The 26,699-nt window shown below is 62.9% G+C and carries 23 protein-coding genes and 1 pseudogene; 7 read left to right on the forward strand and 17 right to left on the reverse strand.

The window, feature by feature from the left end; all coding sequences use genetic code 11:
- Positions 1 to 465 precede the first annotated feature (465 nt).
- Positions 466 to 618: pseudogene (locus BLV94_RS50805) on the reverse strand (serine protease); the annotation flags it as partial.
- 224 nt (positions 619 to 842) lie between these two features.
- Here BLV94_RS50805 and BLV94_RS08895 point away from each other — a divergent pair.
- The gene (locus BLV94_RS08895) at positions 843 to 1,166 is read left to right on the forward strand and encodes a hypothetical protein (RefSeq protein ID WP_072948690.1); all 324 of its coding nucleotides are present in this window, start codon (positions 843 to 845) and stop codon (positions 1,164 to 1,166) included.
- Between the two features lie 229 nt (positions 1,167 to 1,395).
- Here BLV94_RS08895 and BLV94_RS08900 read toward each other — a convergent pair whose 3' ends face one another.
- The gene (locus tag BLV94_RS08900; protein WP_072948689.1) at positions 1,396 to 2,763 is read right to left on the reverse strand and encodes an MFS transporter; all 1,368 of its coding nucleotides are present in this window, start codon (positions 2,761 to 2,763) and stop codon (positions 1,396 to 1,398) included.
- 187 nt (positions 2,764 to 2,950) lie between these two features.
- On the opposite strand from BLV94_RS08900, the gene BLV94_RS08905 reads away from it, so the two are divergent.
- Together BLV94_RS08905 and BLV94_RS08910 are read left to right on the forward strand one after the other, a co-directional pair.
- The gene (locus BLV94_RS08905; protein WP_072948687.1) at positions 2,951 to 3,427 is read left to right on the forward strand and encodes a MarR family winged helix-turn-helix transcriptional regulator; all 477 of its coding nucleotides are present in this window, start codon (positions 2,951 to 2,953) and stop codon (positions 3,425 to 3,427) included.
- A 33-nt stretch (positions 3,428 to 3,460) separates the two neighbouring features.
- Positions 3,461 to 4,156 carry a type 1 glutamine amidotransferase domain-containing protein gene (locus BLV94_RS08910; RefSeq protein WP_072948685.1) on the forward strand — a complete coding sequence of 232 codons (696 nt, stop codon included), beginning with the start codon at positions 3,461 to 3,463 and terminating at the stop codon, positions 4,154 to 4,156.
- Between the two features lie 67 nt (positions 4,157 to 4,223).
- Here the strand turns inward: BLV94_RS08910 and BLV94_RS08915 are convergent, their stop codons facing one another.
- The 3 genes from BLV94_RS08915 to BLV94_RS08925 form a co-directional block, all read right to left on the reverse strand.
- The gene (locus BLV94_RS08915) at positions 4,224 to 4,922 is read right to left on the reverse strand and encodes a type 1 glutamine amidotransferase domain-containing protein (protein WP_072948683.1); all 699 of its coding nucleotides are present in this window, start codon (positions 4,920 to 4,922) and stop codon (positions 4,224 to 4,226) included.
- A 66-nt stretch (positions 4,923 to 4,988) separates the two neighbouring features.
- On the reverse strand, positions 4,989 to 6,821 hold the full coding sequence (locus BLV94_RS08920; protein WP_072948682.1) for a GMC family oxidoreductase: 1,833 nt from the start codon (positions 6,819 to 6,821) through the stop codon (positions 4,989 to 4,991).
- 123 nt (positions 6,822 to 6,944) lie between these two features.
- On the reverse strand, positions 6,945 to 7,271 hold the full coding sequence (locus BLV94_RS08925; RefSeq protein WP_341866455.1) for an antibiotic biosynthesis monooxygenase family protein: 327 nt from the start codon (positions 7,269 to 7,271) through the stop codon (positions 6,945 to 6,947).
- A gap of 321 nt (positions 7,272 to 7,592) precedes the next feature.
- On the opposite strand from BLV94_RS08925, the gene BLV94_RS08930 reads away from it, so the two are divergent.
- Positions 7,593 to 8,870, forward strand: coding sequence for a PucR family transcriptional regulator (locus BLV94_RS08930; RefSeq protein ID WP_083395539.1), 1,278 nt, complete (start codon positions 7,593 to 7,595; stop codon positions 8,868 to 8,870).
- Positions 8,871 to 8,981: 111 nt separating this feature from the next.
- On the opposite strand, the gene BLV94_RS08935 is transcribed toward BLV94_RS08930, so the two are convergent.
- Positions 8,982 to 9,551, reverse strand: a complete 570-nt coding sequence (locus tag BLV94_RS08935; RefSeq protein WP_072948679.1) for a TetR/AcrR family transcriptional regulator — start codon at positions 9,549 to 9,551, stop codon at positions 8,982 to 8,984.
- Between the two features lie 91 nt (positions 9,552 to 9,642).
- On the opposite strand from BLV94_RS08935, the gene BLV94_RS08940 reads away from it, so the two are divergent.
- Both BLV94_RS08940 and BLV94_RS08945 read left to right on the forward strand, forming a co-directional pair.
- Entirely contained in the window at positions 9,643 to 10,860 is a 1,218-nt protein-coding gene (locus tag BLV94_RS08940) for an MFS transporter (RefSeq protein WP_083395540.1), read from the forward strand.
- A 616-nt stretch (positions 10,861 to 11,476) separates the two neighbouring features.
- Positions 11,477 to 11,980, forward strand: coding sequence for a DinB family protein (locus BLV94_RS08945; protein ID WP_072948677.1), 504 nt, complete (start codon positions 11,477 to 11,479; stop codon positions 11,978 to 11,980).
- A gap of 226 nt (positions 11,981 to 12,206) precedes the next feature.
- On the opposite strand, the gene BLV94_RS08950 is transcribed toward BLV94_RS08945, so the two are convergent.
- The 8 genes from BLV94_RS08950 to BLV94_RS08985 form a co-directional block, all read right to left on the reverse strand.
- Positions 12,207 to 13,316, reverse strand: a complete 1,110-nt coding sequence (locus tag BLV94_RS08950; RefSeq protein ID WP_072948676.1) for a tartrate dehydrogenase — start codon at positions 13,314 to 13,316, stop codon at positions 12,207 to 12,209.
- A 73-nt stretch (positions 13,317 to 13,389) separates the two neighbouring features.
- A complete protein-coding gene (locus BLV94_RS08955; RefSeq protein ID WP_072948674.1) occupies positions 13,390 to 14,259 on the reverse strand; it encodes an enoyl-CoA hydratase in 870 nt (289 codons plus the stop codon).
- Positions 14,256 to 15,452, reverse strand: coding sequence for a CaiB/BaiF CoA transferase family protein (locus tag BLV94_RS08960; RefSeq protein ID WP_072948672.1), 1,197 nt, complete (start codon positions 15,450 to 15,452; stop codon positions 14,256 to 14,258). The genes BLV94_RS08955 and BLV94_RS08960 overlap by 4 nt, the downstream gene beginning before the upstream one ends.
- A gap of 3 nt (positions 15,453 to 15,455) precedes the next feature.
- Positions 15,456 to 16,178 (reverse strand): enoyl-CoA hydratase/isomerase family protein, encoded by a 723-nt coding sequence (locus tag BLV94_RS08965; RefSeq protein ID WP_072948671.1) that lies wholly within the window; start codon positions 16,176 to 16,178, stop codon positions 15,456 to 15,458.
- Positions 16,171 to 17,217, reverse strand: coding sequence for an NADP-dependent oxidoreductase (locus BLV94_RS08970; protein WP_072948669.1), 1,047 nt, complete (start codon positions 17,215 to 17,217; stop codon positions 16,171 to 16,173). Before BLV94_RS08970 ends, BLV94_RS08965 begins: the two co-directional genes overlap by 8 nt.
- 29 nt (positions 17,218 to 17,246) lie before the next feature.
- Positions 17,247 to 18,362, reverse strand: a complete 1,116-nt coding sequence (locus tag BLV94_RS08975; RefSeq protein WP_072948667.1) for an NDMA-dependent alcohol dehydrogenase — start codon at positions 18,360 to 18,362, stop codon at positions 17,247 to 17,249.
- A gap of 19 nt (positions 18,363 to 18,381) precedes the next feature.
- Positions 18,382 to 19,878, reverse strand: a complete 1,497-nt coding sequence (locus BLV94_RS08980; RefSeq protein ID WP_241031708.1) for an aldehyde dehydrogenase family protein — start codon at positions 19,876 to 19,878, stop codon at positions 18,382 to 18,384.
- Between the two features lie 14 nt (positions 19,879 to 19,892).
- Positions 19,893 to 21,809: an AMP-binding protein gene (locus BLV94_RS08985; RefSeq protein ID WP_072948663.1), complete on the reverse strand. Its 1,917-nt coding sequence runs from the start codon at positions 21,807 to 21,809 to the stop codon at positions 19,893 to 19,895.
- Between the two features lie 77 nt (positions 21,810 to 21,886).
- Between BLV94_RS08985 and BLV94_RS08990 the strand changes: the two genes are divergently transcribed.
- Positions 21,887 to 22,579, forward strand: a complete 693-nt coding sequence (locus tag BLV94_RS08990; protein WP_072948661.1) for a GntR family transcriptional regulator — start codon at positions 21,887 to 21,889, stop codon at positions 22,577 to 22,579.
- Between the two features lie 34 nt (positions 22,580 to 22,613).
- Here the strand turns inward: BLV94_RS08990 and BLV94_RS08995 are convergent, their stop codons facing one another.
- The 3 genes from BLV94_RS08995 to BLV94_RS09005 form a co-directional block, all read right to left on the reverse strand.
- Complete coding sequence (locus tag BLV94_RS08995) at positions 22,614 to 24,266, reverse strand: flavin-containing monooxygenase (RefSeq protein ID WP_072948659.1); 1,653 nt, start codon at positions 24,264 to 24,266, stop codon at positions 22,614 to 22,616.
- Complete coding sequence (locus tag BLV94_RS09000; protein ID WP_208613700.1) at positions 24,263 to 24,988, reverse strand: alpha/beta hydrolase; 726 nt, start codon at positions 24,986 to 24,988, stop codon at positions 24,263 to 24,265. Before BLV94_RS09000 ends, BLV94_RS08995 begins: the two co-directional genes overlap by 4 nt.
- A 319-nt stretch (positions 24,989 to 25,307) precedes the next feature.
- The gene (locus BLV94_RS09005) at positions 25,308 to 26,666 is read right to left on the reverse strand and encodes an MFS transporter (protein ID WP_072948655.1); all 1,359 of its coding nucleotides are present in this window, start codon (positions 26,664 to 26,666) and stop codon (positions 25,308 to 25,310) included.
- Between the last annotated feature and the right edge of the window lie 33 nt (positions 26,667 to 26,699).

A 26,699-nucleotide genomic window follows, 5' to 3' on the forward strand; every position in this document is an offset into this window, starting at 1 on the left:
CCTTCGCGGAACCGCTAGACATCACACCCACCGAACCTGAGTGTTATCGACTCAATTTTCCCTCGGACCTGAAATGAGGTCAAGAAGAATTGAGCGTTAGACGCTCAACATTGGAGTGTTCGTCGGATGCCGCGGCACCACCGCGTCCCACCTCATCGAAGGAGGGAACAACACGACCCGTGCGCGGGCTGGAGGACCGGGGCACCCCGTCGAACCATGGGGGTCGAATCTCGCCCGACACGACCCACCAGGAGGCGATGGTGCCAGGGCATCTGATCGAACCACTCGATCGACGGAACACCGCAATATTCAGGTGGTCGAAACTGGCCACGATCAACACCCGATTCCACGGCAACTTCGCCTTCACCGACGGGGTGCTGACCGGCGGGACAGTGATGCGGTTGGATGCGCCTGTGCAACGACGGATCCGCCAGTCGGTCGGGAGCTTATGTATCCGCCTACTGAGATGGGCAGGTAGCCGGCGCCGTACCCGCCCGTTGCATTCATGTCGGCGACAATCGAATTGATGTTGGTGCCGATCTCCGGGCCGATACACGGGGCGACGGGGTTGGCGTTGACCATCGCCACCAGCGTGGAGCCGACGACCACCGGTGGGCCGCCGGGCACGGACATTGCCGCGAGCCGCGCGGCGACCCTGCCAGCGCAGCGGGCTCCTCGGATAGCTCACGCAGACCGTGCCGTCCGCTCGAGGGCGGCCCCGCGAGTTGTGTGATCGCACCCTTGAATGGGCCGGGACGGCTACACCATGACGTTGGGTCAGGCATTGTGTGGATCGGTGCTGCGGTAGCTGCGGTAGCTGCGGAATCATGGGAAGGTGAACGATGAGCAGCTGGCCCTACTGGTTTGAGATCGCCGTGATCTGCGGGATCACCGCAGTAGGCACCATCGTGTGGGGACATTGGGAGGAGCACACCCCGAAATGGCGGCGGATCGGGAAGATGGTCGTGTTTTGTGGCCTGTCGGTCCTGGTCTCCAGCACAGCGGGGCGATTCTGGTTCTTCGTGCTGCTCGGCGCCTTGGTCATGATCGTCCTGCTGGTCCACGCCTGGTGGCTTCCACGGAAAGGCATCAATGGTTGGACCGGTGAGCCCCGCGAGAAGTACTACGCCCTCCGCGGCTGGAAGTGGCCGCCGGAGGGACGGTGAAAATCGTTGGCTGATAATCCTTCAGCTATCGGAGAGGTGCGGCAGCCCGTCTGTCACCTGCGGAGACCAGTACACGGGTGGGCCTGTTCGACCGGTGTGGCGTCGAGTTCTATGAGCACACCTCAATCACGAGCCACAACACGAGGGTCAAGAGAGCGACGCATACACACGAACTCCCCTTGCTTGCAGCGTCAAGGCGTGTCGCTCCTCTCCGACGTCGATCAATACTTCACCAAGTTTCGGCGGTGCTGCGAGAGGTGGGGGCAATCCCCTTGCTGGTGGCGCCGTGCGTGTTGTTGTGTCCGCGATGGATTAGTCCGACGCTGACGAGCGCCACCAACGCGAGGAGTACGACGTATGCGGCGAATCTCCACGCGTTGCCGAGTTCTCCGTCGATCAAGGCCACCATGACGATTGGTGTGAGGCCTCCGACGACCGTGGCGATCTGGTATCCCAACGATGCACCTGAGTACCGCACGTGCGGGGGAAACATCTCCGCGAAGAGCGCGGCTTGTGGGCCGTAACAGATGCTGATCAAAGCCGACGCGACGACGACGGCCACCCAGATCGGCACAGTGTTCTGCGGGGTCGCTTGGCTGAAAATCAACCACATCGGTACGGACCACAGTCCGATCGCCACGACTCCGATCGCGTAGACACGTAGTCTGCCGAAGATGTCCGAGGCGAGCGCAGCCACCGGCATGAGAACTACCTGCACACCCGCGCCGACGAGGATGGGTAGCAGGACCTGGGGTGTCGCAATCTTCAGCACCACGTTCGCGTACTGCAACGACGAGATGATAGTGGCGTAGAAGATGGCGTTCACGACGATGAACGTGCCTGCCGCTTGCAGAATCGTCGCGAAGTTGTTCCGTACAACTTCGAGCACGGGTGAGGTGGATTTCGCCGCGGAAGCAAGGGACGTCTCGGCGGCACGGAATGCCGGGGTTTCCTCGAGGTACCGGTGAATGTAGAGCCCGACTCCGAGCATCACGATGCTGATCCAGAACGGTATCCGCCACGCCCACGCCAGGAAGGCGGGTTCACCGACAGTCCCGTTCAACACAAGGAAGACCAGATTTCCCGTGAGCACGCCGATCGGCACACCGATCTGCGCGAAGCTCCCGTAGAAGCCGCGCCGATTTTCCGGGGCGTACTCGGTGGCAAGGAGCATCGCTCCTCCCCATTGGGCGCCGAGAGACAGTCCTTGCGTAACTCTGAGGATGATCAGGAATGTCGGTGCAAGCCAGATCAGTTGGGTGTCCGGGGTAAATCCGATGAGAAACGTCGCGACGGCCATCAGGACTATCGCGGTGATCAACACCGGCTTGCGGCCGACCTTGTCGCCGAAGTGCCCGGCAATCACACCACCGAATGGCCGGGCAGCGAACGCGACGGCGAATGTTGCGAAAGAATTGACTGCGGACACTACCGGGTCCCCGGTATCGAAGAAGGTCTTGTTGAAGACGAGCGCGGCAGCGGTGCCGTAGATGAAGAAGTCGTACCACTCGAGCGACGAGGCGAGCGCAGCAGCGACCGAGGCCTTCCGGGCTTGGGCGCGGAGGCTGGGCGGGGCGGCAGTGGCGGTGTAAGTCATTGCCATACTGTGACCGCCCTCTCACCTGGCGGCGAGATGCGGCGGCGAAGATTGTGAGCATCCACGGGACGATTTGGGTCTGCGTCACAGTCCCGGGGGCGCAGTCCCTCTCACTTGTGTGGGCGCACAGATGAGTTTGTCACCAATCCACTGGTGACGCAGAACGCCGATTCCTACAGTTCGTTCCATGGTCAATTCATCGGGGGAACCGCCGAGTCTGCCGGGGAGTGCCGCGGACGTCGACTGCGACCTGGGTTGGTCGGTCAGCACACTTCAGCGCCACTTCAGTGATCTCGTGGCGCCGGCTGTTGCCGATCTCCCCCATGGCACGCGGGGCTACCAATTGCTGCACACCGTGCTGCGCAAGGAATTGCCGACCCAGATCGGACTTGCCGATTACCTCGGAATCGATCGCACCGTCATCACCTACGTGATCGATGCCCTGGTAGAAGCTGGTCTCGTCGAGCGAGTACAGGATCCGGCGGACCGTCGTGCCCGCAAGATCGTCCCGACGGACCGCGGAACCGCTCACCATGCCGCCCTCGAACACGATGTGCGCATCGCCGAAGAGTCCGTCCTCCGCGTGCTCGCCGCGGACGAGCGAGTTGTATTCCGTTCGCTACTCGGCAGAGTTGCACGTGGTTCCCGCGACGACCTGACCTGACAACACTCAACTCACGACACGAAAGAACAGCACATGACAACTCGTTCGAAGGTTCTCGTCATCGTCACCAGCATCGGCGAGTACGAAAAGGTGGGTTACCGCACCGGTCTGTGGCTCGGGGAACTCACGCACTTCTGGGATGTGGCCGAAGAGGCCGGACTGGAACTGACGATCGCCAGCATTGCGGGCGGACGCGTTCCCATCGACCCGGAGAGCCTGTCCCACGATTTCCTCGGCGATCTTGGAACCGGAAACCGGTATGCGGATCGCGATTTCATGAATCTTCTCGACAAGACCATGTCTGTGGCCGAGGTGGATGCGGCGGACTTCGACGCGATCTACCTGACCGGCGGACATGGAGTGATGTTCGACTTCCCGCAGAGCCGGACACTCGCTGAACTGATCGCACAGTTCTACGAGGCCGGGAAGATCGTGTCCGCGGTGTGCCACGGTCCGACCGGCTTGCTCAATGCCAAAATCGGCGACGACGAATACCTCGTGAAAGACCGCTCGGTGACAGGATTCACGTGGAAGGAGGAGGAACTTGCACAGCGAGGCGACGCGGTACCGTTCAGTCTGGAAGACGAACTGCGCAGCCGCGGAGCTCGGTTCACCCTCGCACCGAATCCCTTCGACCCGTTCGTCGTCGAGGACGGCCACCTGATCACCGGGCAGAATCCAAACAGTGCCCGCAAGGTCGGCGAGGCCGTCATCCGCCAGCTCGGCTGAGTGTGGCCGCCGGCCAGGAGTCCGTCGCGACTCCTGGCCGGTGGGCCGCTTGATGCGTGGCCGGATTTCAGGTTGACTGAAGCGCCTTCACGACCGCTTCAGCGACTGCGCGGGCACTCCCGGGGTTCTGCCCGGTGATCAGGCGACCGTCTTCGACGACGTAGGTCTCGAAGGGTTTGTCGGCCATGCTGTAGTTGGCACCCAATTTCTTCAGCTCGTCCTGCAATCGGAAGGGGACAGCATCGGCTCGCTGCGCCGCCTCTTCTTCCGGCCATGAAAATCCGGTGACATTCTTTCCCTTGACCAGCGGATCCCCATTCCCGAGCGGCACATTGAGCAGACCGGCCGGGCCGTGACAGACGGCGGACACGACGCGGCCGGTGTCGTAGAACTTGGCCGTCACGGCACCCAATGCGTCACCCCGGAAGTCGAACATGACACCGTGCCCACCGGTGAAGTAGATGGCGGCGTAGTCCCCTACATCGACGTCGGTAACCTTCATCGTATCGTCGAGCAGAGTCATGAACTCGCGATCGCGGTACCGCTTGCCTGTTCCGAGTTCGTCGAGGACGTCGTGGGCGAGGCTTTCCGGATCGATGGGGACGAATCCTCCTACCGGGCTGGCAATGTCCACCTGACAGCCGTGATCGGTGACGTAATCGTAGAAATGCGTCAGTTCTCCCAGCCATAACCCCGTGCGGTAGCCGACCTTCTCGTATTGCCCTGCGTTGGTCACGATGACCAGGATTCGAGTCGATTCCGACATGTTGTACGCCTTCTCTCGCGGAAAACAAAATTCACAGTGGTGGGCGTGGAGCGCGATGCAACGCGGCTATCCGGAGTACTCGGCGAGGATGGTGTCGGATGCCTTCTCCGACACCATCCATACCGCCGCGGCAATGAAGAAGCCAGGGATGCGGGGAAATACCGATGCATCGACAACGCGGAGTCCCTCGACTCCGCGCACCCGAAACCGTCCGTCCAGAACAGCCATCGGGTCGTCGTCGGCCCCGATCTTGCACGAGCAGGACGCGTGATGGCCCCACGCCTGTTGCCGAATGTAGTTACCTATCTCCTCCCTCGTGCGGACGCTGGGACCGGGTAGAACCTCGTGTGCGACGAATCCGCGCAGTCGGGCACTCAAGGCGCGTGCGAATTCGACACCGTCGACCACCGCGGCCAGGTCGTCACCGCCGTCGTCGCTTCCTTCGGCGAAATAGTTGAAACAGATGTCCGGGGTGTCGAAGGGGTCAGGGGACCGCAATCGGACGCTGCCGGCGGTGTTGTTCGTGTGTGCTTTGAGAACGACCCACGAAATGCTGTTGTGACTCTTCGTGAAATCGCTCGAGTAACCCGGGTAGTAGCCGCGGAAGAACACCGGTAGCGAGAAGACGAACAAGTCGGGGTCGTCGTGGGCACTGCTCGACCGTTTGACGTATGCGGCGAGAGTGCCATTGGTCGTGTAGGGCCCGGTGCGTTTGTCGCGCCACTCGGTGAAGAGGCCATCAGGGTGCTCTCCACGTTTGGGCGCATCCAGGGTCGAACCCTCGAAAATGGGGTAGTTGTGGGCTGTTTCGTCGACAACGGTGATCTCGTATCGATCCTGGAGGTTCTCCCCGACTCCGGGCAGGTCGACTACCACGTCGATTCCGAACGATTCGAGTTCGGCGCGTGGTCCGATCCCTGAGAGTTTGAGGAGCTGGGGAGTATTGAACGCGCCCGCGCAGATGATCACTTCGGCGGTGGCGGTCGCAATCCGGCGCCGTGCGATAGAGGTTCCGTCCGTCTGTCTCGCTCGGGGGTCGGCGCGGTACACGTGCCGCCCACGTATGTATTCGACGCCGACGGCTCTCGTTCCGTCGAACACGATCTTGGTGGCGAGTGCCGAATATTCGATGTGTAAGTTCTGCGGATGGTCGCGTTGCGCGCCGAGGATTCGCTCGCGGCTCCCGTTGCGGACGCCGTCGGTGACGGCGACCGGGATGAATATCATCCCGGTTCCTCCGGACTTGACGACCCGCCAGTCGTTGGGATCTTGCGGGGGTTCCCGCCAGTCTTCGTCGGGCGGTTCGTGCTCGCGGGATGCCTGGTCCATGGTGTCGATGATGTCGAGGAAGTAGGGTTCACGGCCGCCGGCCTCAGGGTCGGCACGCGTGGTTCCCAGCCACCCGCTGTAGCCGTGACGTGCGGGATTGTTCTCCGGAGGGTCCGCTCCGGGTGTCGTCGGGTCCCGCCACCGCTCGATTCGTTCGAACAGAGGCCGCATCCGTTCGGCACGCCACGAGTCGTCGCCGACGGTGGTCGCTATCCGGTCCCAGTCGCTGTTGTGGGGACAGACGGTGATCATGGCGCTGATTGCGGTACTCCCGCCGAGCGTCCCGCCTCGCGGGTACAGAACGCCGCCGCGGTCGGGCGTATGTTTCGGATCTTCGGCCTGCGCGTGGTCGTCTCGATAGTGACGGACGAAGTAGTCCCAGCGCATGTCTTCGTCCTCCGATGCCTGGGCATGGAAGATCGGCGCCTGGTAGTAGACGCAGGAGTGGTCGTCACCAGCCTCGAGCAGGAGCACTCGATGTCCCGCGGCGGCGAGGTTGGCCGCGAGTGGGCCTCCACCGGCACCCGACCCGACGATCACGAACTCGTATTCCGACTCGGTAAGACTCATGGATGCTCCCGTCGAACGATTCCACGGCGCGTGCCTCCTGCCACATTATTCGCCGCTCGGATCGCCCTGTCGTCGATTCATGTCGCAGAGCTGCCTGCGCAGGATGTGGCTCCAACAGGACTTTCAGAATCCGAGCACGACCTGGTCGAGGTGTTCGACGACCGGACTCGCGGCGAAGAACTCCCCGACCAGGACACGCCAGTGCCCGAACGTGGGAGAGTTCCGGAATTCGGTGTGCTGGTCGATCGTGCCCCACTCCACGACCAACCAATATCGGTTCGGGACCTCGACAGACCGGTATAAGCGAATGCCCGTACACCCTGCGGTGGCGTCGAACAGTGCAACCGCTCTTCCGACCGCCGCTTCGAACGAGTCGGCCGTTCCGGCGTCGACATCGATTTGTGCGAGTTCGCGAACCATGACACCCCTCGGGAATCGACAAGCACCCATGTGCAGTGGCCCGATGGACGCACCACCGACACGATAGGCAGACTGATCCGGTCGGACACAGTGCCCGAATCACAGACTGCCCTGTGAACGATCGACAACGGCCGGGCATCGATGTGGGCCACTATCCACGCCCGACACCCTGGGCGCCGGCAGTGATCCCGGCGCGGGTACGTTGACCGACACCAAGGCCTTATGCGACCGGACGCCGCAGCACCGGGCTAGCGTGTGAGGTATCCACAATTCCGAACGGCACCCAGGTATGGCGTGTGGTGTCGTACCGGGACGCACGTCGTCTTCGGCACTTCGATAGGGGTGACGCCCGTGGTCGACCGACCGCACTCCGACGCACAGAACCTCACGTGCGAACTCGCACAGCACGTCGAGGACACCGTGCACGAGGTAGCCGCACTCGCCGCGACACGGATCTGCGAGCAGGTGCCGAGTTATCGGGACAATGCCGATCCCGGTTTGCGGGAGGACGTCGCAGCTCACTGCCGCGATGTCTTCGACACCTTCGCGCACAGTCTGGCGCAGGACCGATTCCCGTCGCGCGACGATTTCCGGATCACCGGAAACCACGCCCTGCGCCGGGTGACACAGTCGATTCCGCTCGCCGACTTCCTCCAGGCGTTCCGGATCAGCCAGTCGACCCTCTGGGAGAGCGTCCTCGAAATCGCCCGGCAACACCCCGACCTTCAGGCCGCGGCGACCGACTCCGTCAAATTCATCATGGGCGTGATCGAAGCGGGCAGCACGATCGCCGCAGAAGGGTACCTGGAGGCGCAGCAGTTCCTACTCGCGGACGCGGCCAGGGCGGCGCGGGACCTCGTCGACGACCTGCTCGCCGGCAAGACTCCCACCGTGGGTTCCCGGCAGGCGACGCTGCGGACCGCGGGACTCGAACTCGGCTCGGCGATCGTTGTCGCTTCCGGTCTCGCGGCCTCGGACGGGGGAAGCCGACAGGCAATCGTCCGTGCGTTGGGCGTCACGGGCGCAGACCACACCCGTACCCGCGGCCTGATCGCCTTCCGGCACGGGGAATTCATCGGGATCTTCCCGGCGGATGACGGCAGCAGCGACACGGTCACCCAGAGCCTGTCTCATGCCTTCGACACCTTGCGCGCACAGCGCATCGAACTCACGATCGGCATCAGCACGGTGCACCGCGGTCTCGGTGCAGTGCCTCGGGCCTACGGCGAAGCCGTCACCGCCCGCGAAGCGTTGTCCGACAGCCCGGGCGTCAAGCCGCTGAACGATCTGACAAGTTTCGAATACCTCATCACCAAACGCGACGACACCGCGCGCCGTCTCATCGATCCCGCAGTCCGGCGTTTCGTGGAAGACGACCTTGCCGCCGATCGCGTGTACATCGACACCCTGGAGGCCTATGCCAAGGCCAACCTCAATGCGAAGGCGGCAGCCGAGACACTGTATGTCCACGGCAACACCGCCTACTACCGGCTGGACCGTATCGCGGAGCGGACCGGAAAGGACCTTCGGCGCTTCGACGACGTCCTGGATCTCCTCGTCGCCGTCAAGTTGCTCACCCCGCACGCGCGCCAGGACACTCCGCGTGGTCCGTCCAGTCGCGAGTCCTGAGCTCTCGGAGGTAGAGCGGCTGCCGGTGCTTCACCATCGTGTGTTCGGTTTGTTGTCCGGGTACCAATTCGGTTGGTACTGCACCACGAAATCGCCCGCGGACCGTTCGCATCACCCCGTTTCTGTGATCCGATCCAGTTCGGCGACGAGTGTTTCCGGAAATCCGGCGTCGACGGTGTCGGGTTCGAAGGTGATGCGATAAATGATGGGGGCAACGAGGTGGTCCATGATCTGCCGCACACTGGGAGTGAACTGACCGTGCGCGTGCGCACGCTCGACGAGTCGCTCCGCTTCGTCTCGGCGCGATGCCAGGCAGTTGGTCTCGCCGTCGTCGGCGAGCACGGCGGAGGCCCGCAACAGTGACGCCTTCGTCGGGCGAGCGAGGTGTCCGTACAACTCCCGTGCCCACGCCCGCAGGTCGTCGCCGATGTTCCCGGTATCGGGGAGCGGCCGATCGGGGTCCAAGCGCAGTGTTGCAACCTCGGCCACGAGACTTCCGACGTCCCCCCATCGTCGGTAGATGCTCGAGGGGCTCACGCCCGCACGAGCAGCGACAGCCGGCACGGTGACCTTGTCCGCGCCGCTCTCGGCGATCAGATCCTCGACGGCGTCGCGTACCGCCGCGATGACCAGTGCGCTTCGGCCGCCGGTGCGGCGGGTGGGAACAGAATCGGACGACATGAGGTTACTTTAACGCACAGTAGTTTGCTTTAAGGGTTCGATGCGATCTAGGGTCATCCTTAATGCACATATCTTCGCCTTAAGGAGAGGGATGTCCACCTCCATCCACACGCGCGAGCGCACCGCACGAACTTCCGGAGTCCTCGCCCTGCCGCTGTTGAGCGTGGAACTGCTCGCGTTCTTCTTCGCAGCGAGCGCTCCCTCGCCGCTGTTCGTCGTCTTCCAGAACCGCTGGTCCCTGGGCGCGTCCACCCTCACCATCATCTTCGCCGTGTACGCGATCGCGTTGCTGGTCGCACTGTTGACGGCCGGCGCCGTGTCCGACCACATCGGACGAAAACCAGTCGTCGTCACCGGCATTCTCGTACAGGTCGGCGCCATGGCCATGTTCGTCGCGGCCGATGACGTCCACTGGATCATCGCCGCACGAATCGTGCAGGGACTCGCGACGGGCATCGTCACCGGCGCCCTGACCGCGGCGATCGTCGAGGCAGCCCCACCGGACAAGAAGCACATCGGAGCCATGCTGGGCAGCGTCTCGCCACTTGCCGGCCTCGCGCTCGGCGCGCTCAGTTCCGGGTTGATCCTTCAGTTCTCCGACACGCCGGTGCTGTCGACCTTCATCCCACTCGCCGTGTTCTTCGCCGTCGCCAGCGTGCTGACCTTCTTCATCCCCGAATCGGCTACACCGCGCCCGGGCGCCCTCACCTCGCTCATCCCCCGAGTGTCGATTCCACCCGCGGCCCGCACGGTCTTTCTCGCCAGCGTCCCGGCCATCATCAGCGTGTGGATGCTCGGAGGTCTCTACCTCTCCCTGATCCCGTCGACGATGACCGAGATTCTGCACATCCACGCAGGACTCGCCAGCGGGGTTGCCATCGCCGTTCTCAACGGAGTGGGCGCACTGGCCCCCATCATTCTGCGCAAACGTGACAGCCGAACCACCACGCTCATCGGTGCAGGTGCGCTGGCGGCGGGAGTGACAATCGCAATGTCCGGCGTCGTCTTCGGCTCCGGCCCCGTGTTCTTCATCGGCACCTCAGTGGCCGGCGTCGGCTTCGGGTCCGCCTTCTCCGGCAGCATTCAACGCCTCAGCCCACTCGTGCAACCCCACCAGCGTGCCGAGTTGTTTGCGGCGCTGTATGTCGTCAGCTATCTATCATTCAGCATTCCAGCCATCATCGCCGGCCGCATGGTCGCACCGTTCGGCTTACTGCAGACCGAACTCGTCTACGGCGCGGTCCTCGTCACGATGGCGCTTGCCGCCCTGATCACCGGTCTCGTCCCTGGACCTGCCCGGCGACAGTAACTTTCGGTCCGCACGGCTCGGTACAGGAATGCACGCCGGATCATGCCGAGAACGATCGAGATCACCCGATGTACGACCGTTCCATCGAAACTCGTAGCGCAAACGAGCACAGCGAGCCAGCGCAGGTCAAACGATCAAGCACGTAATTCAATAGCGACTGCGGAGTGTCCCCTTCCACAACGCCCCGACCGGCGAGACCGGACCCGTCACCCACCACGTGCGCCCGCACACTTGCACTTCGTGCGCTGCTTCACGCCAACCTCCACCACCCCCGTATCCCTCGACACTCCGCTGCTCCACGCACCAGACATAGGACGGATCAAGCGGAATACCCTGCCCACGAGAGACAGGCGCTGCGATATGCTCGGCCCAGACGGCAACGGATCCTGACGGACCTGGGCGACAGTGTTGACGCCGACCCGCCTGCCGCTTCCCAACCGCGCCTCGTGCGGCGAGCGGATCGAATTCCCTTCTTCCTCTCCGGGTCGTTCCCGGCGCCGGACATTTCGTCCCTCATCCGAGATCGATCGCCGCACCGCGCCTGCTGTCATTCAGCCCGACCGACCCAAAATCGCACGAGCCGGGCATCAAACACACAACAGAATGGAGTGAAAGCATGAGCACCCACGGAATCACCAACGGTACCGAGCGCGCGATCATCGAGAACATGCTCGACCGCAATCGTGAAGCACTTATCGAGACCACACGCGGCCTATCCGATGCCGATGCCCGCCGTCGACTCGTCGCGTCGTTGACGACACCGATCTCATTGATCAAGCATGCCGCTGCCGCGGAACGGATCTGGTTTCAACGATTCTGGGCGGGCCTCGACGAATCCGAATGCGATGGATACTCGCGCCGCGATGAACGTACCTTCGCCGTCGCCGACGACGAATCGCTTACCGACGTCATCGCCGAGTTCGAGCGGGCAAGCGAACGATCACGAGTGATCGCGTCCGGCTTCGATCTCGACGCCACCAAGGACAATCCCCGCGAGGGAACCGTCAGCATGCGATGGACATTGCTCGCCATGATCCAAGAGTTCGCCAGACACGCAGGTCATGGAGACATCCTCCGCGAACAAATTTCCACCCCCTCACTACTGCAGCAGAGTTCGTGACACTTCGGCGCTACCAAGAGGATGCTGTCCGCATACTGCCGCCCATCTGCGCGCCATCGTCCATTGGGTAAACACTCGAGGTCGATCACCTCGACCTCGAGTGTTTGTCAATCTCCCTTGTCACAGCACCGACCTCCGCTACCACGTGCGACGCACGGCGGTGCCGGGGCGGGACCACATGAGACATCCTGCGCTGCAATGCAATGAACAGCGGTTCGTGCATTCCCTAGGCGAATGGGCCGGCCTCGTCGGCGTGGTTCACAAACGCCGGCCGCTTGCTCCGCAATGCATCCAGCACGGCTCTTGTGAACTCAGCAGTGCTGGCCGATCCGCCAAGGTCCTGCGTACGGATATCGCTGTCCGCAAGAACATCCTCGAGCGCCGCTACCACGGCGGCACCGGCTTCAGGATGCCCGAGGTGTTCGAGCATCAATGCTCCGGTCCAAATTTGGCCGATGGGATTCGCTACACCGAGATTCGCGATGTCAGGCGCGGAACCGTGCACTGGTTCGAACATCGAGGGGTACGTGCGGTCGGGGTTCACGTTCGCGGAGGGGGCCAAGCCGATTCCTCCGACGATCGCCGCTCCCAAATCGCTCAGGATATCGCCGAAAAGATTGGACGCGACCACAACATCGAGTGTCTCAGGCCGCTGCACGAAGTACGCGGCGAGGGCGTCGATGTGGTAGCTGTCGACCGTGATGCGAGGGCGCTCGGAACCAATTTCGCCACAGATCTGATCCCACAGCGGCATCGTGTGAATGATGCCGTTCGATTTCGTCGCCGAAACGAGCCGCCCCGTTCTCTCCTCGGCTCGATCGAACGCATAGCGCATGATGCGTTCGATGCCGCGGCGGGTAAACACCGATTCCTGGATCGCGGTTTCCATCGACGTGCCGGCGAAGAGTCGACCGCCGGCTTCGGAGTACTCCCCCTCGCTGTTCTCGCGCACGACAAGGAGGTCGACGGCACCGCCGAGGCTCTCGAGGGGACTGTCGATACCTCGGAGCAGGCGCAGGGGCCGCAAGTTCACGTATTGATCGAACGCTCGCCGGATCGGGATGAGCAGTCCCCACAGCGAGACGTCGTCGGCGACGGAGGGATCGCCGACGGCGCCCAGGAAGATGGCGTCGCTTTCGGCAAGTCGATCGAGCCCGTCACCGGGCATCATGTGCCCGTGCTCGGTGTAGTACGCGCAGCTCCACGGGTATGTGGTCCAAGCCAAGGTGAAGTCCCACTGCCGAGCTGCTTGCTCGAGTACTTCCATTGCCGGCTCGATGACTTCGCGGCCGATACCGTCACCCGGTATCACCGCGATCTGGTGCAAGGTGGTCACGGCGTAGGTCGTCCTGTCATGAGTGCAATCTTCCGGTGATGTGATCGATTCTGGATGTACCGCGTACCTGTCGTCACGATGCGGTCCCCGCGGTCTCGCCCGCAAGAGCTCGTTTGACGACCTGGGGGGAGCCGCCACCGTTGAAATCTCCGCTGGTCTCGGCATTGTGCGCATGGGCGAGTTGGTGCAGTCCGAAGACCGAGTCGGTTCCGCTGCGGTAGCCCATCAGGTCTTCACACTGGTTGACCGCTTGCTTCGCGAGCGCGAGGCCGAGGCGGGGTCGCTGCGCAATCCGGTGCGCCAAGGTCATAGCGGTATCCATCAAGTCGTCTCGTTCGACGACACGACTGACCATACCGAGTTTGTGGGCCTCGACCGCGGTCAATCGCTCGGCGGTGAAGAGAAATTCCTTCGCCCGCCGGGGACCGAGCTCCCACGGATGTCCGAACATCTCCACACCGGGAATTCCGAAGTCGACGGCAGCGTCGGCGAAATACGCGTCGCTGCTGGCGACGATCAAGTCGCACGACCACGCCACCATCAGCCCGCCCATGATGCAAGCGCCTTGAACGGCAGCGATCGTCGGCTTGGGCAGTTCTCGCCAGCGACGGCACAGTCCCACATACAGTTCCGACTCCCGTGCGAATCGATTCTCTACTCCTGCCTGTCCGACGTGATCCCACCACAGGGTGCGCCTGTCGAAACTCGTATCACGGTCGCCGGTCGGTCCGAGGTCGTGGCCGGAGGAAAAGTGCGGTCCGTTGCCGGCCAGGATCGCGACGGCGGCCTCGTCGTCATAGGCGAATCGCTGGAATGCCTCATCCAGTGCGTAGAGGAGTTTTCCGTTCTGTGCGTTGCGTACTTCGGGCCGATTGAGCGTGATGGTCACGACCTTGCCCGCTCGTTCATAGTGGACGAGGTCAGTGTGATCGATGTGTGTCATCCGATTGCCTCTTCAGTTGTGGACGTGGTGGCACCGAGTACGTCAGCGGTGTGCTCCCCGAGACGAGGGGGTGCCCGGAAGATGCCCGCGGCACCTGTCTTGATGGGGTTGCCGACCATTCTGGCGGTGGATCCATCGGCGAGGTCGACCTCGACAACCATGTCCCGCCGCCTCACAGTTGGGAAGTCGAAGGCTTCTGCGACCGACTGCACCAGCGCGACCGGCACACCCTGACTGTGGAATTCAGTCACCCAATGCTCGGACGTTTCGGAGAGGAACTTCTTACCGAGAATCTCCTCGAGTTGTTTCCGGTTTGTCTGGCGGGAAGCGAGATCCGCGAATCGTGGGTCTGTTTCGAGCCACGGTTCCCCGATCGCTCGGCAATAGCCGGTCCACCATCGTGGGATGGCGCTGGGGGTGGCGTATACGTAGCGGCCGTCGCCGCACTCGAATGCCTGGCTCGGCGGCAAGGTCGCGTGCCGGGTCCCCATTCTTTCGTAGACGATGTCGTGGGTGAGGTAGTCCTGCGCTTGCCACACGAGCAGGCTCAGTTGGGCATCGAGCAGCGAGATCTCGACGTGGCGGCCCTGCCCATCGATGCGTCGTCCGTGGACTCCGGCGAGGATCGCGACGGCCGCGAACAGACCTCCGGCGGTGTCGCCGATTTGATATCCGACCCGCGCCGGCGGGCCGTCGGCCTCGCCGGTCAGGGCCATGACCCCGCTGAGTGCTTGTACCAAGCTGTCCACCGCTGGGTAGTCCGCGAACCGCCCCTCGTTGTCGAATCCGTAGATCGAACACAACACAATGGCCGGGTTTCGGGCGTGCAGCGATGTGAAGTCGATACCGAGTCGTTCGAGGACGCCCGGCCGGAAGTTGTGACATACGACGTCCGCCGATTCGACGAGACCGAGAAACGCTTCTCTGCCCTCCGGTGCTTTCAAATCGAGGACGACGCTCTGCTTGTTGCGGTTGACGCTGAAGAAGAAGGTGCTGGCGCCGTCGATCTTGTGAGGAGGGATGCCCCGAACGGGATCGCCTGTCGGGGGCTCGATTTTGATGATCTCGGCACCGAGGTCGCCGAGCAGCATCGTCGCGTATGGTCCCGCGAGGAAATGCGACAGGTCCAAGACTTTCAAGCCGGTCAACGGTAGCTGCTGCGACGCCGCATGGGCGGGGTCATGGATTGCCATCGCTCACAGTCCCTTCAGCTCGGCGAGCGACAGTCCGCCGCCCATCAACCGTTGGTTGCCGGGCAACTGAGCGGCCAGCCACCGAGCATGCTCCCCGTGTTCGCCGGCTCCTCTCGGCACCGTGGCGAGAACTCCCTCCTTGATGAACCGCACCGCGTCCGCATCTGATGCTGCGATCTCCCCTGCCCACCCCAGTGCAACGTCGAGGACCTCACCCGGGCCGACGACCTTGTTTACCAACCCTGCCCGAAACAGGGTGTCGGGTCCGAGTACATGCCCGAGAAGGAGAATCTCCATCGCCAGCTTGTGCGGGATCTTCGTGGCCAACCCAGCGGCCAGACCGCGGGACAGACCCAGTCGCGCTTCGGGATACCTGAACTTCGCGTTCGTCGTTGCCACACTCAGATCGGCCTGCTGAAGCAAGATCATTCCTGCGCCGACACACCAACCATCGATCGCCGCGATGATCGGCTTGTTCGTTGACGGACCCAGGTGCGGCGCCCACGCCGATGTGGTCGGCGGGTCGGTGACATCGACGCCGACCGTGAAGTTGCCCTCCGAACCGGTCAGGACAGCGACGCGGTCCTCACTCCGGTCGAAACGCAGCCACGCGTCCTCCAGCCCGACCGCGGCCACGCTGTTCACGGCGTTCTTCTTGCCCGGCCGATTGATCGTGATGATTGCGATGTTGTCGACCGACTCGTAGGAGACAGTGTCCTCAACCATTTTCGGTTCCGTTCTTGTTGTCGAGAGTGACGAGCATCTTCCCGGTGTTCCTGCCGCGCAGCATGTCCAGGAAGGCGACAGGTGCGTTCGTGATGCCGTGGACAACGGTCTCGTCGTAGCGCAGTCGCCCTTCCCGGACCCACTTGCCGACCTCGCGGTGGAAGTCGGGACGGCGGTCGAGGCTGTCACTGACGATGAATCCCCGCATGATGAGGCGCTTGGTGACCACCTGGAACAGGTTGCTCGGTCCCGTTACCGGCCCCTCGGAGTTGTACTGAGCGACGGCTCCGCATGCCGCGATGCGTCCACCGACGTTGAGGACCGCGATCGCGGCTTCGAGGTGTTCTGCGCCCACGTTGTCGAAATAGACATCGATGCCATGCGGTGCAGCGTCTCGCAGTTGCTCGAGCACCGACCCGTCCTTGTAGTTGAATGCTGCGTCGAATCCGAGGTCGTCGATGAGGTAGCGAACCTTTTCCGCTGAGCCGGCGCTGCCGATGACCCGCGGAGCGCCACGCAACTTCGCCATCTGACCAACCAGTGAGCCGACGGCACCTGCCGCACCTGAGACGAACACGGTGTCTCGCGGCGTGAACGACGCCTTGTCGAAGAGCCCGACGTAGGCACTCAATCCCGTCATTCCCAGCACCCCGAGGTGGGTGCTGATCGGTACCTCGGTGTCGCGGATGATCGTAGCCGCAGCGTGGTCGAGCACGGCGTACTCGCGCCAACCCAACCGGTGCTGGACTGTCGTGCCTACGGGGATCCCCTGCGCGCGGCTGGCGACGACTTCTCCGACGACGGCACCGTCGAGTGCCCGCCCGATCTCGTATGGGGGTACGTAGGACTTCGTGTCGTTCATCCGACCCCGCATGTAGGGGTCGACGCTCATGATCTGGTTGCGGACCAGGATCTGGCCGTCGGACGGCTGCACGATCGGCGTTTCGACGATGTCGAAGTTCTCCGGCAGCGGCCACCCCGCCGGGCGTGAGGCGAGTCGAACCTCGAGGCTGCTGTCCGGTATGTGTTGATCTTCCATGTGTTCCTCGTTCCGTGAAACCAGTGCAGTCATGACCCGTGAGGCAGGACAATTCCTCGAATGTTCTTCCCTTCCAGCAGGTCGTGATATCCCTGATTGATCTGCTCGAGGGTGTAACGCGTGGTGATGAGCTCGTCCAGCTTGAGGTCGCCGGACTGGTAGAGGCCCAGTAGGCGGGGGATGTCGTACTGGGGATTGGCCGAACCGAACATGGTGCCCTTGATGGTCTTCTCCAGGACCACCATCATGGCGCCGGGAATCTTGACGTTGAGGTCCTCGCGACCCGACAGGCCGACGAGGACGACCGTGCCTCCCTTGCCGATCGCGTCGAAGGCATGCGCAACCGTGTCCTCGTCCACCACACCGACGGCGACCAATGCCTGATCTGCTCCCTGCCCCCAGGTCATGTCGATGACCGCGGCGTGTGCCTGGTCGGCAGCTTCGAAGACGTGAGTAGCGCCGAGCTTGAGTGCGGTGTTCCGTTTGAACGACACCGGATCGACCACGACGATGTTCTTGGCACCAGTGAGGGCGGCGCCTTGGACGGCGTTGATGCCGATTCCGCCGGCTCCATACACAACGACGGTGTCGCCCGGGCGGACGTTCCCGGCGTAGACCGCCGCTCCCCATCCGGTCGGTACACCGCAGCTGACGAGCACGGCACTGTCGAGTGGGAGGTACTCATCGATCTTGACGACGGAGTTCTCGCGTACTACTCCGTATTCGGCGAAGGTGCCCAGGGCGCACATCGCGCCGACGTCCGTTCCCGAGCGGTGGAGGCGGAAGGTGCCATCGGGCATACAGCCCTCGGTTGCGCGTGCCCCGGAATCGCAGAGATTCTGGTGCCCGGTCGCGCAGTAGCGACAACGGCCGCAACTCGGGGTGAAGCTGCACACGACGTGGTCCCCGGGACGCACCCGTGTGACTCCTGGTCCGATGTCCTCGACCACGCCGGCACCTTCGTGTCCGGGAACGATCGGAAATCGGGTGCCGATGGTGCCGTCGGTCAGGTGCAGATCCGAGTGGCACATTCCCGATGCCTCGTATCGGATGAGCACCTCACCCTCTCGTGGCCCGTCCAGGTCGAGTTCCATGATCTCGAATGGTGTGTTCAATGCCGTGAGGACGGCTGCTTTGGTCTTCATCTCGTCGTCTCGATTCGGTTCACAATGCGATGTTGACGGCCTTGACCTGGGTGTAGAGGGCTATGCCGTCTGCTCCCAGCTCCCGGCCCCAACCTGACTGCTTGTAGCCCCCGAAGGGCAGCGCCAGGTCGCTGGCGTTGTATTGGTTGACCCAGACCGATCCAGCCTTGATGCGCTTGGCGACACGATGCGCGTTGGATAGATCGGTCGTCCAGACACCCGCCGCGAGCCCGTAGATCGTGTCGTTGGCGTGTGCAATGACTTCGTCCACGCCATCGGCCGCAGAGAAGGGCATAGCTGCGACGACCGGGCCGAAGATTTCCTCACGCACCACGCTGAAGTCGGGATGCACGTCGACGAGGACTGTGGGTTCGACGAAGTACCCTTCGGTGCCCCAACGCTTCCCACCGGTGAGGACGCGGGCGCCATCCGCGATTCCCTGGTCGATGTACCCCGTGACCCGGTCCAACTGTTCCTGCGAGACGAGCGGGCCCATCTGTGTGTCCGGGTCGAGCCCAGGCCCGATCTTCGTCCTCGCGACGTGCTCGGCAACCGCTCGGGTGAACTCGTCGAAAATGGAGTCCTCGACGAACAGCCGGGTGCCGGCGACACATGCCTGGCCCTGGTTGCTGAGCCACGCGTTGACCGATCCGGGCACCGCTTTGTCGAGATCAGCGTCCGCGAACACAATATTGGGACTCTTGCCGCCGAGTTCGAGGGAGACCTTTTTCAGGTTGCCCTTGGCCGCGTCGACGATCTTCCTTCCAACCTCGGTAGAACCTGTGAAGGCAATCTTGTCGACATCGTCGTGGGCGGCCAGTGCCGCACCCGCATCACCGAACCCGGTGATGATGTTGACCACGCCGGGTGGCAGACCGGCGTCGAGGAACACCTCCCCGAGCAGCAGCGCCGTCAGGGGGGTCTGCTCAGCAGGCTTGAGCACTACGGTATTACCGGCGGCGAGGGCAGGCGCCAGTTTGAACGCGGCCATCAGCATGGGGAAATTCCAGGGAATGATCTGTCCGCAGACACCGATCGCCTCGCGCAGCGTGTATGCGTGGAACTCGCCATCCGGGACTCTGGTCATCGACACATTGACGGTGCTGCCCTCGAGTTTCGTGGCCCATCCCGCGTAATAGCGGAACAGATCCGCGGTGCGAGCGACGTCCGAGACCTTGGCGATCGAGGCCGGTTTGCCGTTATCGAGGGATTCGATCTGGGCGAACTCGTCGGCACGGGCGGTGATTGCGTCGGCAATGCGCCACAGCAGACGTTCGCGCTCGTTCGGGCGCATCGTCGTCCACGGTCCGGTCTCGAATGCCACTCGTGCCGCGTGCACGGCGCGGTCGATGTCGATCGCACGTCCACGAGGTACCTGACACAGCACACCGCCAGTCGCGGGGTCGACAGTGGGGAACGTTTCTCCGGCGGCGGGATCTACCCAGTCCCCTCCGATCAGTAGCCTTTTCGGCTGGCCCAGAAAGTTGCGGACGGAAGGAAGAAGCTGATTGTCGATGGCAACGGTTGAGGTCACGGTCGTACTACTCCTTGGTCAGGGCATGCGGATTCGTGTGGAGATCGGTCGGCGAGGATCGTGCCGAGTTCGTCGAGGACGCCGGCATCTTCGATGGTCGACGGAATGGAGGCCGACTCCCCATCGACGAGTTGCCGCAGTGTGCGGCGCAGGATTTTTCCGGACCGTGTTTTCGGCAGGCCGCCGACCACATCGACCCGTGACAGCGACGCGATCGCACCCACCCTGGTGCGGACAAGGTGCAAAATTTCCTCCGACAGCCCGGTGGTGTCGTGGCCGACCTTCGTCACCACCAACGCCCGTGGCACTTGTCCTTTGAGCGGATCGCGCTCGCCGATGACGGCGCATTCGGCAACTGCCGGATGGGAGGCGATCGCGGCTTCGATCTGCCCCGAGGAGAGTCGATGACCGGCAACGTTCATCACGTCGTCGGTGCGGCCGAGCACGAACAGGTAACCGTCGCGATCGAGGTAACCCCCGTCGCCGGTGAGGTAGTAGCCCGGAAACCGGTTGAGGTAGCCATCGATGTATCGGGCCTCGTCACCCCAAATGCCGGTCAGCGTTCCCGGGGGCAACGGCAAACGCAAGCAGATCGCTCCCTCGTGGTCAGCACCGAGCCTGTCACCGCTGTCATCGAGTATGTGCACTGCATAGCCGGGTAGCGGCACAGCGGCCGACCCGGGTTTGCTCGGGAGGGACTCGAGCCCGCGAGGATTGGCAGCGATCGGCCACCCGGTCTCGGTCTGCCACCAATGGTCGGTCACGTCGACATCGAATATTGTTGTCGCCCAGTTGTACGTGTCGGGATCGAGCCGTTCGCCAGCGAGGAACAGGTTATTCAGGCTGGAGGTGTCGTACCTCTGAAAATACTCACCGCTCGGGTCGGTCCGCTTCAGTGCCCTGATCGCGGTGGGGGCGGTGAACACAGCCCGGACGCGATGTTCCTCGACGACCCGCCAGAACGCCCCCGCGTCCGGTGTTCCAACCGGTTTCCCCTCGTACAGAATCGTTGTCGCACCGACCAGCAAGGGCCCATACACAATGTAGGAGTGTCCGACTATCCACCCGACGTCACTCGCCGTGAGCATCACATCTCCGGGCCCGATGTCGTACACATTCGCCATCGACCAGGCGAGGGCGACGGCATGGCCCCCGTTGTCGCGGACGACGCCCTTGGGTTTTCCCGTGGTGCCCGACGTGTAGAGGATGTACAACGGATCGGTCGCTGCGACGGGGACACACGCCGCAGGCTCGATCTGCGAGTTCATCAACTCGGTGTAGTCGACGTCACGATCACTCATCCGCGCCTCGCACAGCGGGCGCTGCACCACCACACTCCGTGCAGGCGCGTGCCCGGCCAGGTCGAGGGCGGCATCGAGCAGTGGCTTGTATTCGACAATCCGATTGGGCTCGATGCCGCACGACGCCGTCACGATCACATGTGGTTCCGCGTCGTCGATCCGCGCCGCAAGCTCGGGGGCGGCGAATCCGCCGAAGACGACCGAGTGCACTGCACCGATACGCGCGCAAGCCAGCATCGCCACGACAGTCTCAGGGATCATCGGCATGTACAGCAGAACGCGATCGCCCTGGCCCACACCCAGGTGCCGAAGGACTCCCGCAAACTTCGCGGTCAGGGTCGTCAGCTCTGCATAGGTGAACGACCTCTTCGATCCGGTGACCGGCGAGTCGTAGATCAGGGCATCTCGTGGGCCATACCCAGCACGCACGTGCCGATCGAGAGCGTTGAAACAGGTGTTGAGCACACCGTCCAGGAACCAGCGATAGAGCGGAGCGGTGCGGTCGTCGAGTGTCACTGCGGGCGGGCGGGCCCACTCGATCGCACGGGCAGCTCCCGACCAGAATGCGATGGGGTCGGTGGTGCTGAGTTCGTATTCACTTCTGTAGGTCATGCGTGGCTCCGAAGATTGTTCCGAAATGCATCGACCTGCCCGGACAGAATGCATCCTGCGGTCTGTAGCATCGGGCTATGTCTTTCGCCCCACCCCCGACACGTGCCGCCGCAGTCCTCGACCAGCTGCGAGCCGAAATCGTCGGTGGCGTACTCGCCCCCGGGGAGATACTCAAAGACGCCGAACTGGCCACCCGCCTGGGCGTGAGCATCACCCCGGTACGGGAGGCGATCGCAGAACTCGCCAGAGAAGGACTCGTCGAGGTCTCGCCCAACCGATGGCGGCGAGTTGCGGAGATGACCCTCGAACAGGCCGTCGCCACGATCGACATTCAATTCATCCTCTTCGGCGGCGCCGTCGAACGTGCGGTCCCCCAGTTCACCGACGAAGACGTCGTACAACTCGAAGCGAACGTGGCCGAGATGCGCCGCGCAATTGCTGACGGCGAACCCGCCAGCACCGCGAAGGCGGTCGCCCAGTTCTTCGAACTCACCATCGCCCGCGCCGGAAACGCCGAACTGTCGGGCGTGTGGAATCTCGTCTTCGGCCGGGGCCGGCGCTTCATGGGACTGACCGCGACGAGCAACCTGTGGCAGCTCTGGCTCGACGGATTCACCGAAGTCTTCGCCGCCGTCCAGAAGCGTGACGCGGACCTGGCCGGACGACGGGTGCGTGAAATGGCCACCACGATCCGGGAGACGACGCTGGGGCCCGAAGCCCACGGGTACATCCTGGGTGCACCCAGCTCCAACTCCCCGGCAAACCCTTGACGCTGCTACGACCGGGGTCCGGCCAGTCGCTCGTTCAGTGCGCAACGGACTGCCTCACACGGCTGAACCCGCGGTACCCCTCGGTAGCCACCGAGTCGCACAATTCGCGGTAGGTACCGACGCCGCCCACGTACGGCAGAAAGACGCGCGGTTTGCCCGGAATGTTCGCGCCCATGTACCACGACGCCGCCATGGGGAACAGGGTGTCGTCTGCAAGTTCGCGCAGATGGTCGACCCAGCCGTCCTGAGCCTCTCGGGTGGGCTCGATCATTCCCACACCGTCCGCAATCGAGCGCTCGACCAGGTCGGATATCCACTCCACGTGCTGCTCGATCGACGTCATCATGTTGCTCATGACCGACGGACTACCGGCGGTCGCGATGGTGAACATGTTCGGGAACCCCGCGCACGCGACACCGAGGTAGCTTCGCGGGCCCGCCGCCCACGTCTGACGCAAGACCTCACCACCTCGCCCGACGACGTCGATGTTGTTGATCGCTCCGGTCATCGCGTCGAAACCGGTGGCGAAGACGATCGCATCGACCTCGAACTCAGTGGTGGCGGTACGCACCCCACGCTCGGTGATGGTGTCGATGGGATCGGTTCGAATGTCCACGAGTTCGACGTCATCGCGGTTGAACGTTGCGTAATACCCGGTGTCCACACACGGCCGCTTCGTCGCGAAAGGGTAGCTTGTGGGCGTCAGGGCCGCAGCGACGGCCGAGTCCGACACGATCGCACGGATCTTCTCGCGGATGAAATCTGCTGCTGTCTCGTTCGACTCGAGGTTCGTCTTCAAGTCCGAGTAGGCGTTGGCGAAGTTCAGACCGCCCTCCTCCCACAGTAGTTCGTACCGCGCGCGTCGACGATCCCCGGGGACGTCGATCGCGTTCTCTGTGTTGTCGATCCGGAATACCCCGCCGGAGTTGTAGCGGGCGACACGTCGGCGATCTGGGTAGTTCGCCTTCACGTCGCGCACGAAGTCGTCGTCGAGCAGTCGGTTGCGCGCCGGGAGGCTGAAGTTCGGAGTTCGCTGAAAGACAGTGGTTCGGGAGGCCTGTTCCGCTATGAGAGGGATGGACTGAATACCGGACGATCCCGTGCCGATGACCGCCACATGCTGCCCGGTGAAATCGACCCCGCCGTGCGGCCAGGCCCCGGTGTGGTACGTCGGCCCCGAGAAGGCGTCGATCCCGGGGATTGCCGGGACGTTCCCGACCGACAGGCATCCTGTCGCGAGAACAAAATATGTCGCCGTCACTTCCTCCTCGGAATCGGTGGTGATCCTCCATGTTTCGTCGTGTTCGTCGAAGACGGCCGACAGCACCTGCGTGTCGAATTCGACATCGGTACGCAAACCAAATCGGTCCGCGACGTGGTTGGCGTATCGAAGGATCTCCGGCTGAGTTGCGAAGCGCTCGGACCACCGCCACTCCTGCTCCAACTCGGTCGAGAAAGAGTAGGAATAGTCGACGCTCTCGATGTCGCACCGCGCGCCCGGGTACCGGTTCCAATACCAGGTGCCGCCCACGTCCGCACCGCGTTCGTACACGCGCACAGTCAAGCCCATTCCACGCAGCCGATGCAGCATGTACATGCCGGAGAACCCGGCACCCACAATCACTGCATCGAACGCTTTCGGGGCGTAATGGTTCGTGGGTGACGTCGAAGTGTCGAGGAGAGTCATCGGGAGACCTCTTTCGCGGTAGTGGTGAGGAAGTGAGCTATTTCGTCTGCAACGAATTCGAGCGCGATCCTGCTGGCGGGGAGAGCCCCGAAAAGGGTGAAGAAGCCGTGCATCTGGTCCTCGAAATGTCGAGATACCACCGGCACACCTGCCCTCCTCAGTCGGTCGGCATACTCGATCGCCTCGTCGCGGAGCGGATCGTGTTCGGCGGTGACCACGATCGCGGGTGGAAGCTCGGCGAGATTCGGCTCATGCAGGGGGACGGCCTCGGTGTCGGACCGGGCCGATTGGGTTGGGTCGTAGTTATTCCAGAACCACATCAGGGTTTCGCGGGTGACGAGAAGTTGGTTCTCGCTCTTCAGGTACGAATCCCGGTCGAAGTCGGAATCGGTTGCAGGGTAGACCAATATTTGAAGAGCTATGCGTGGGAATCCTGCGTTCCGGGCACGATGTGTGACGACGGCAGCGAGGGTCCCGCCGGCGCTGTCGCCACCCACTATCAGGGGCACAGACGATCCCGCGAACTGTTCGATGTGCTCGTGCACCCACAGTAGCGCCGCCCACGCATCGTTTATCGCGGTCGGGAAGCGGTGCTCGGGAGCAAGCCGGTAGTCGACGAGCGCGACAACACAACCGGTCGTATCCGCCAGGAAGCGGCCGAGAAGCTCCGACTGTTCAATTCCTCCGAGCACCCAGCCGCCGCCGTGGTAGTACACCACCACGGCGCGAACCACCCCGCGCGGAACCAGCATTCGCACACGCACGCCGCCGCCCGGCACCACGATCATGTGGTCGGATACCGACGACATTTGCCGCCGATCAGCAGGCAAGGTGCCCTTTCCACGGGCCAGGCGGGTCGGAAACGCACGTGCCTCGTCGAGGGTCATGCAGTGCAGTGGCTTCTCTCCGAGAGCTGCGATTGTCGCGAGCAACTTCTGCGTCGCCGTATCGAGTGCCATCTCACCTCCTATAATGCAGGATGCATTCTGTGCTTGGAAATTGAGGCCCTGCCGACAAATGCCGCAACAGGGCCGATGCCGCTCACTCAGCTGCGTACTCGACCCGACCCGTCGGCCGAAACTCGAGATCCTTCGTCTCCGGACCCCACAGCGCCCCGATGACAATGAGAGCCCCTCCGACGACAATCAGCGGAATCGCCGTCACCGTTTCGGGCAGGAATGTAGCCAACCCCAACAGATAGAAGCTGTAAAAACTCGGAATCAACAGGGAAAGACTGTATCCCATCGCGAAACCCGACGAGCGAACACTGGTACCGAACCGCTCGTTGACATACACGGTCGCAACACCGAACACCGAACTGATCACAACCTGAACCACGATGGAAGCAGCGATGATACCGAGCGTTCCTTCGATCAAGTCCGACATGAAGATGTAGTACGCCGCACTTCCGACAACGGCGATAACGAACCCCATCACGGTGAGAAACTTGCGTCGACCGACCCGCTGGCTCGTCACGCCTGCCGCCACGAATCCTGCGTACAACACAACATTCGTGACCAGCAGCGCCCACGTCACCGTCGTCGCATCGATCTTGTGAAAGTTCTTCAGCTTGTCGGGCACCACGGAGGCCACCATCGACGACGTCAGCCACAGTCCTGTCATCAGCACGAACACCTGCCAAAACGAGCGCTTCTCCGACCCGAACATCACCTGCCGTAGCGGTGACTTAGCCTTGGCGGACTCTTCCCAAAGGTCCGACTCGGGAAGATGCTTCCTCCGGTACACCAGGAACGCGAATCCGCATGCAGCACCGAACAAGAACGCGATTCTCCAGCCCCACTGCACGTACGGAGAGTCCAGCCCACCAGCAGGTGCAACCCTCAGCATAACGAGTGTGACGAGCGAAATGATCACGAACGCTGCGCAATAGGCACCGGCCAAAATCCCTCCCACCAGGCCTCGCTTCTCGCGGTCGCAATATTCGTAGGCAAGCGGAACGGCCGCGGTGTACTCACCACCGAGAAAAATGCCATCGATGAACCGGAGCCCCACCAACAGAACGATCGACCACATGCCCACTGTCTGGTACCCCGGCAGAAAAGCGATCAGGAGAGTGCACACCGAGAAGCCCGCGACCGAGATCATCGTGATCCGACGACGTCCGATTCGGTCGGCCATCGAACCGAAAAGGAGTGCGCCGATCGGGCGGCCGAGGAGTGTGGCCGCGAACGTCACGAAGTAGATCGTCGACTTCATCGCCGGTGACAAATCGGCCGGCTGAAAGTAGATGATCGCGGGAACCAGTGCGATCACCGGGAGGTATATGTCGATGAAGTCGACCAGTAACCCCTGATAGGCGCCGACGATTGCCTTCCGGCGCTTCGAAGGATCGACCCTGCGCCCGACGTGCCCGGACTCTGAGTTGGTTATCGCTGTCATGCAAAGCTCCTTGTGCATAACCCATGACGTGGG

The organism is Rhodococcus koreensis (assembly GCF_900105905.1).
Taxonomy (GTDB): domain Bacteria; phylum Actinomycetota; class Actinomycetes; order Mycobacteriales; family Mycobacteriaceae; genus Rhodococcus_F; species Rhodococcus_F koreensis.

What these genes read in the sequence shown, in the direction of transcription:
- BLV94_RS08895 (WP_072948690.1), top strand. Translation starts at nt 843, where the DNA reads ATGAGCAGCTGGCCCTACTGGTTTGAGATCGCCGTGATCTGCGGGATC.
- BLV94_RS08900 (WP_072948689.1), bottom strand. Translation starts at nt 2,763, where the DNA reads ATGACTTACACCGCCACTGCCGCCCCGCCCAGCCTCCGCGCCCAAGCC.
- BLV94_RS08905 (WP_072948687.1), top strand. Translation starts at nt 2,951, where the DNA reads ATGGTCAATTCATCGGGGGAACCGCCGAGTCTGCCGGGGAGTGCCGCG.
- BLV94_RS08910 (WP_072948685.1), top strand. Translation starts at nt 3,461, where the DNA reads ATGACAACTCGTTCGAAGGTTCTCGTCATCGTCACCAGCATCGGCGAG.
- BLV94_RS08915 (WP_072948683.1), bottom strand. Translation starts at nt 4,922, where the DNA reads ATGTCGGAATCGACTCGAATCCTGGTCATCGTGACCAACGCAGGGCAA.
- BLV94_RS08920 (WP_072948682.1), bottom strand. Translation starts at nt 6,821, where the DNA reads ATGAGTCTTACCGAGTCGGAATACGAGTTCGTGATCGTCGGGTCGGGT.
- BLV94_RS08925 (WP_341866455.1), bottom strand. Translation starts at nt 7,271, where the DNA reads ATGGGTGCTTGTCGATTCCCGAGGGGTGTCATGGTTCGCGAACTCGCA.
- BLV94_RS08935 (WP_072948679.1), bottom strand. Translation starts at nt 9,551, where the DNA reads ATGTCGTCCGATTCTGTTCCCACCCGCCGCACCGGCGGCCGAAGCGCA.
- BLV94_RS08940 (WP_083395540.1), top strand. Translation starts at nt 9,643, where the DNA reads ATGTCCACCTCCATCCACACGCGCGAGCGCACCGCACGAACTTCCGGA.
- BLV94_RS08945 (WP_072948677.1), top strand. Translation starts at nt 11,477, where the DNA reads ATGAGCACCCACGGAATCACCAACGGTACCGAGCGCGCGATCATCGAG.
- BLV94_RS08955 (WP_072948674.1), bottom strand. Translation starts at nt 14,259, where the DNA reads ATGACACACATCGATCACACTGACCTCGTCCACTATGAACGAGCGGGC.
- BLV94_RS08960 (WP_072948672.1), bottom strand. Translation starts at nt 15,452, where the DNA reads ATGGCAATCCATGACCCCGCCCATGCGGCGTCGCAGCAGCTACCGTTG.
- BLV94_RS08965 (WP_072948671.1), bottom strand. Translation starts at nt 16,178, where the DNA reads ATGGTTGAGGACACTGTCTCCTACGAGTCGGTCGACAACATCGCAATC.
- BLV94_RS08970 (WP_072948669.1), bottom strand. Translation starts at nt 17,217, where the DNA reads ATGGAAGATCAACACATACCGGACAGCAGCCTCGAGGTTCGACTCGCC.
- BLV94_RS08975 (WP_072948667.1), bottom strand. Translation starts at nt 18,362, where the DNA reads ATGAAGACCAAAGCAGCCGTCCTCACGGCATTGAACACACCATTCGAG.
- BLV94_RS08985 (WP_072948663.1), bottom strand. Translation starts at nt 21,809, where the DNA reads ATGACCTACAGAAGTGAATACGAACTCAGCACCACCGACCCCATCGCA.
- BLV94_RS08990 (WP_072948661.1), top strand. Translation starts at nt 21,887, where the DNA reads ATGTCTTTCGCCCCACCCCCGACACGTGCCGCCGCAGTCCTCGACCAG.
- BLV94_RS08995 (WP_072948659.1), bottom strand. Translation starts at nt 24,266, where the DNA reads ATGACTCTCCTCGACACTTCGACGTCACCCACGAACCATTACGCCCCG.
- BLV94_RS09005 (WP_072948655.1), bottom strand. Translation starts at nt 26,666, where the DNA reads ATGACAGCGATAACCAACTCAGAGTCCGGGCACGTCGGGCGCAGGGTC.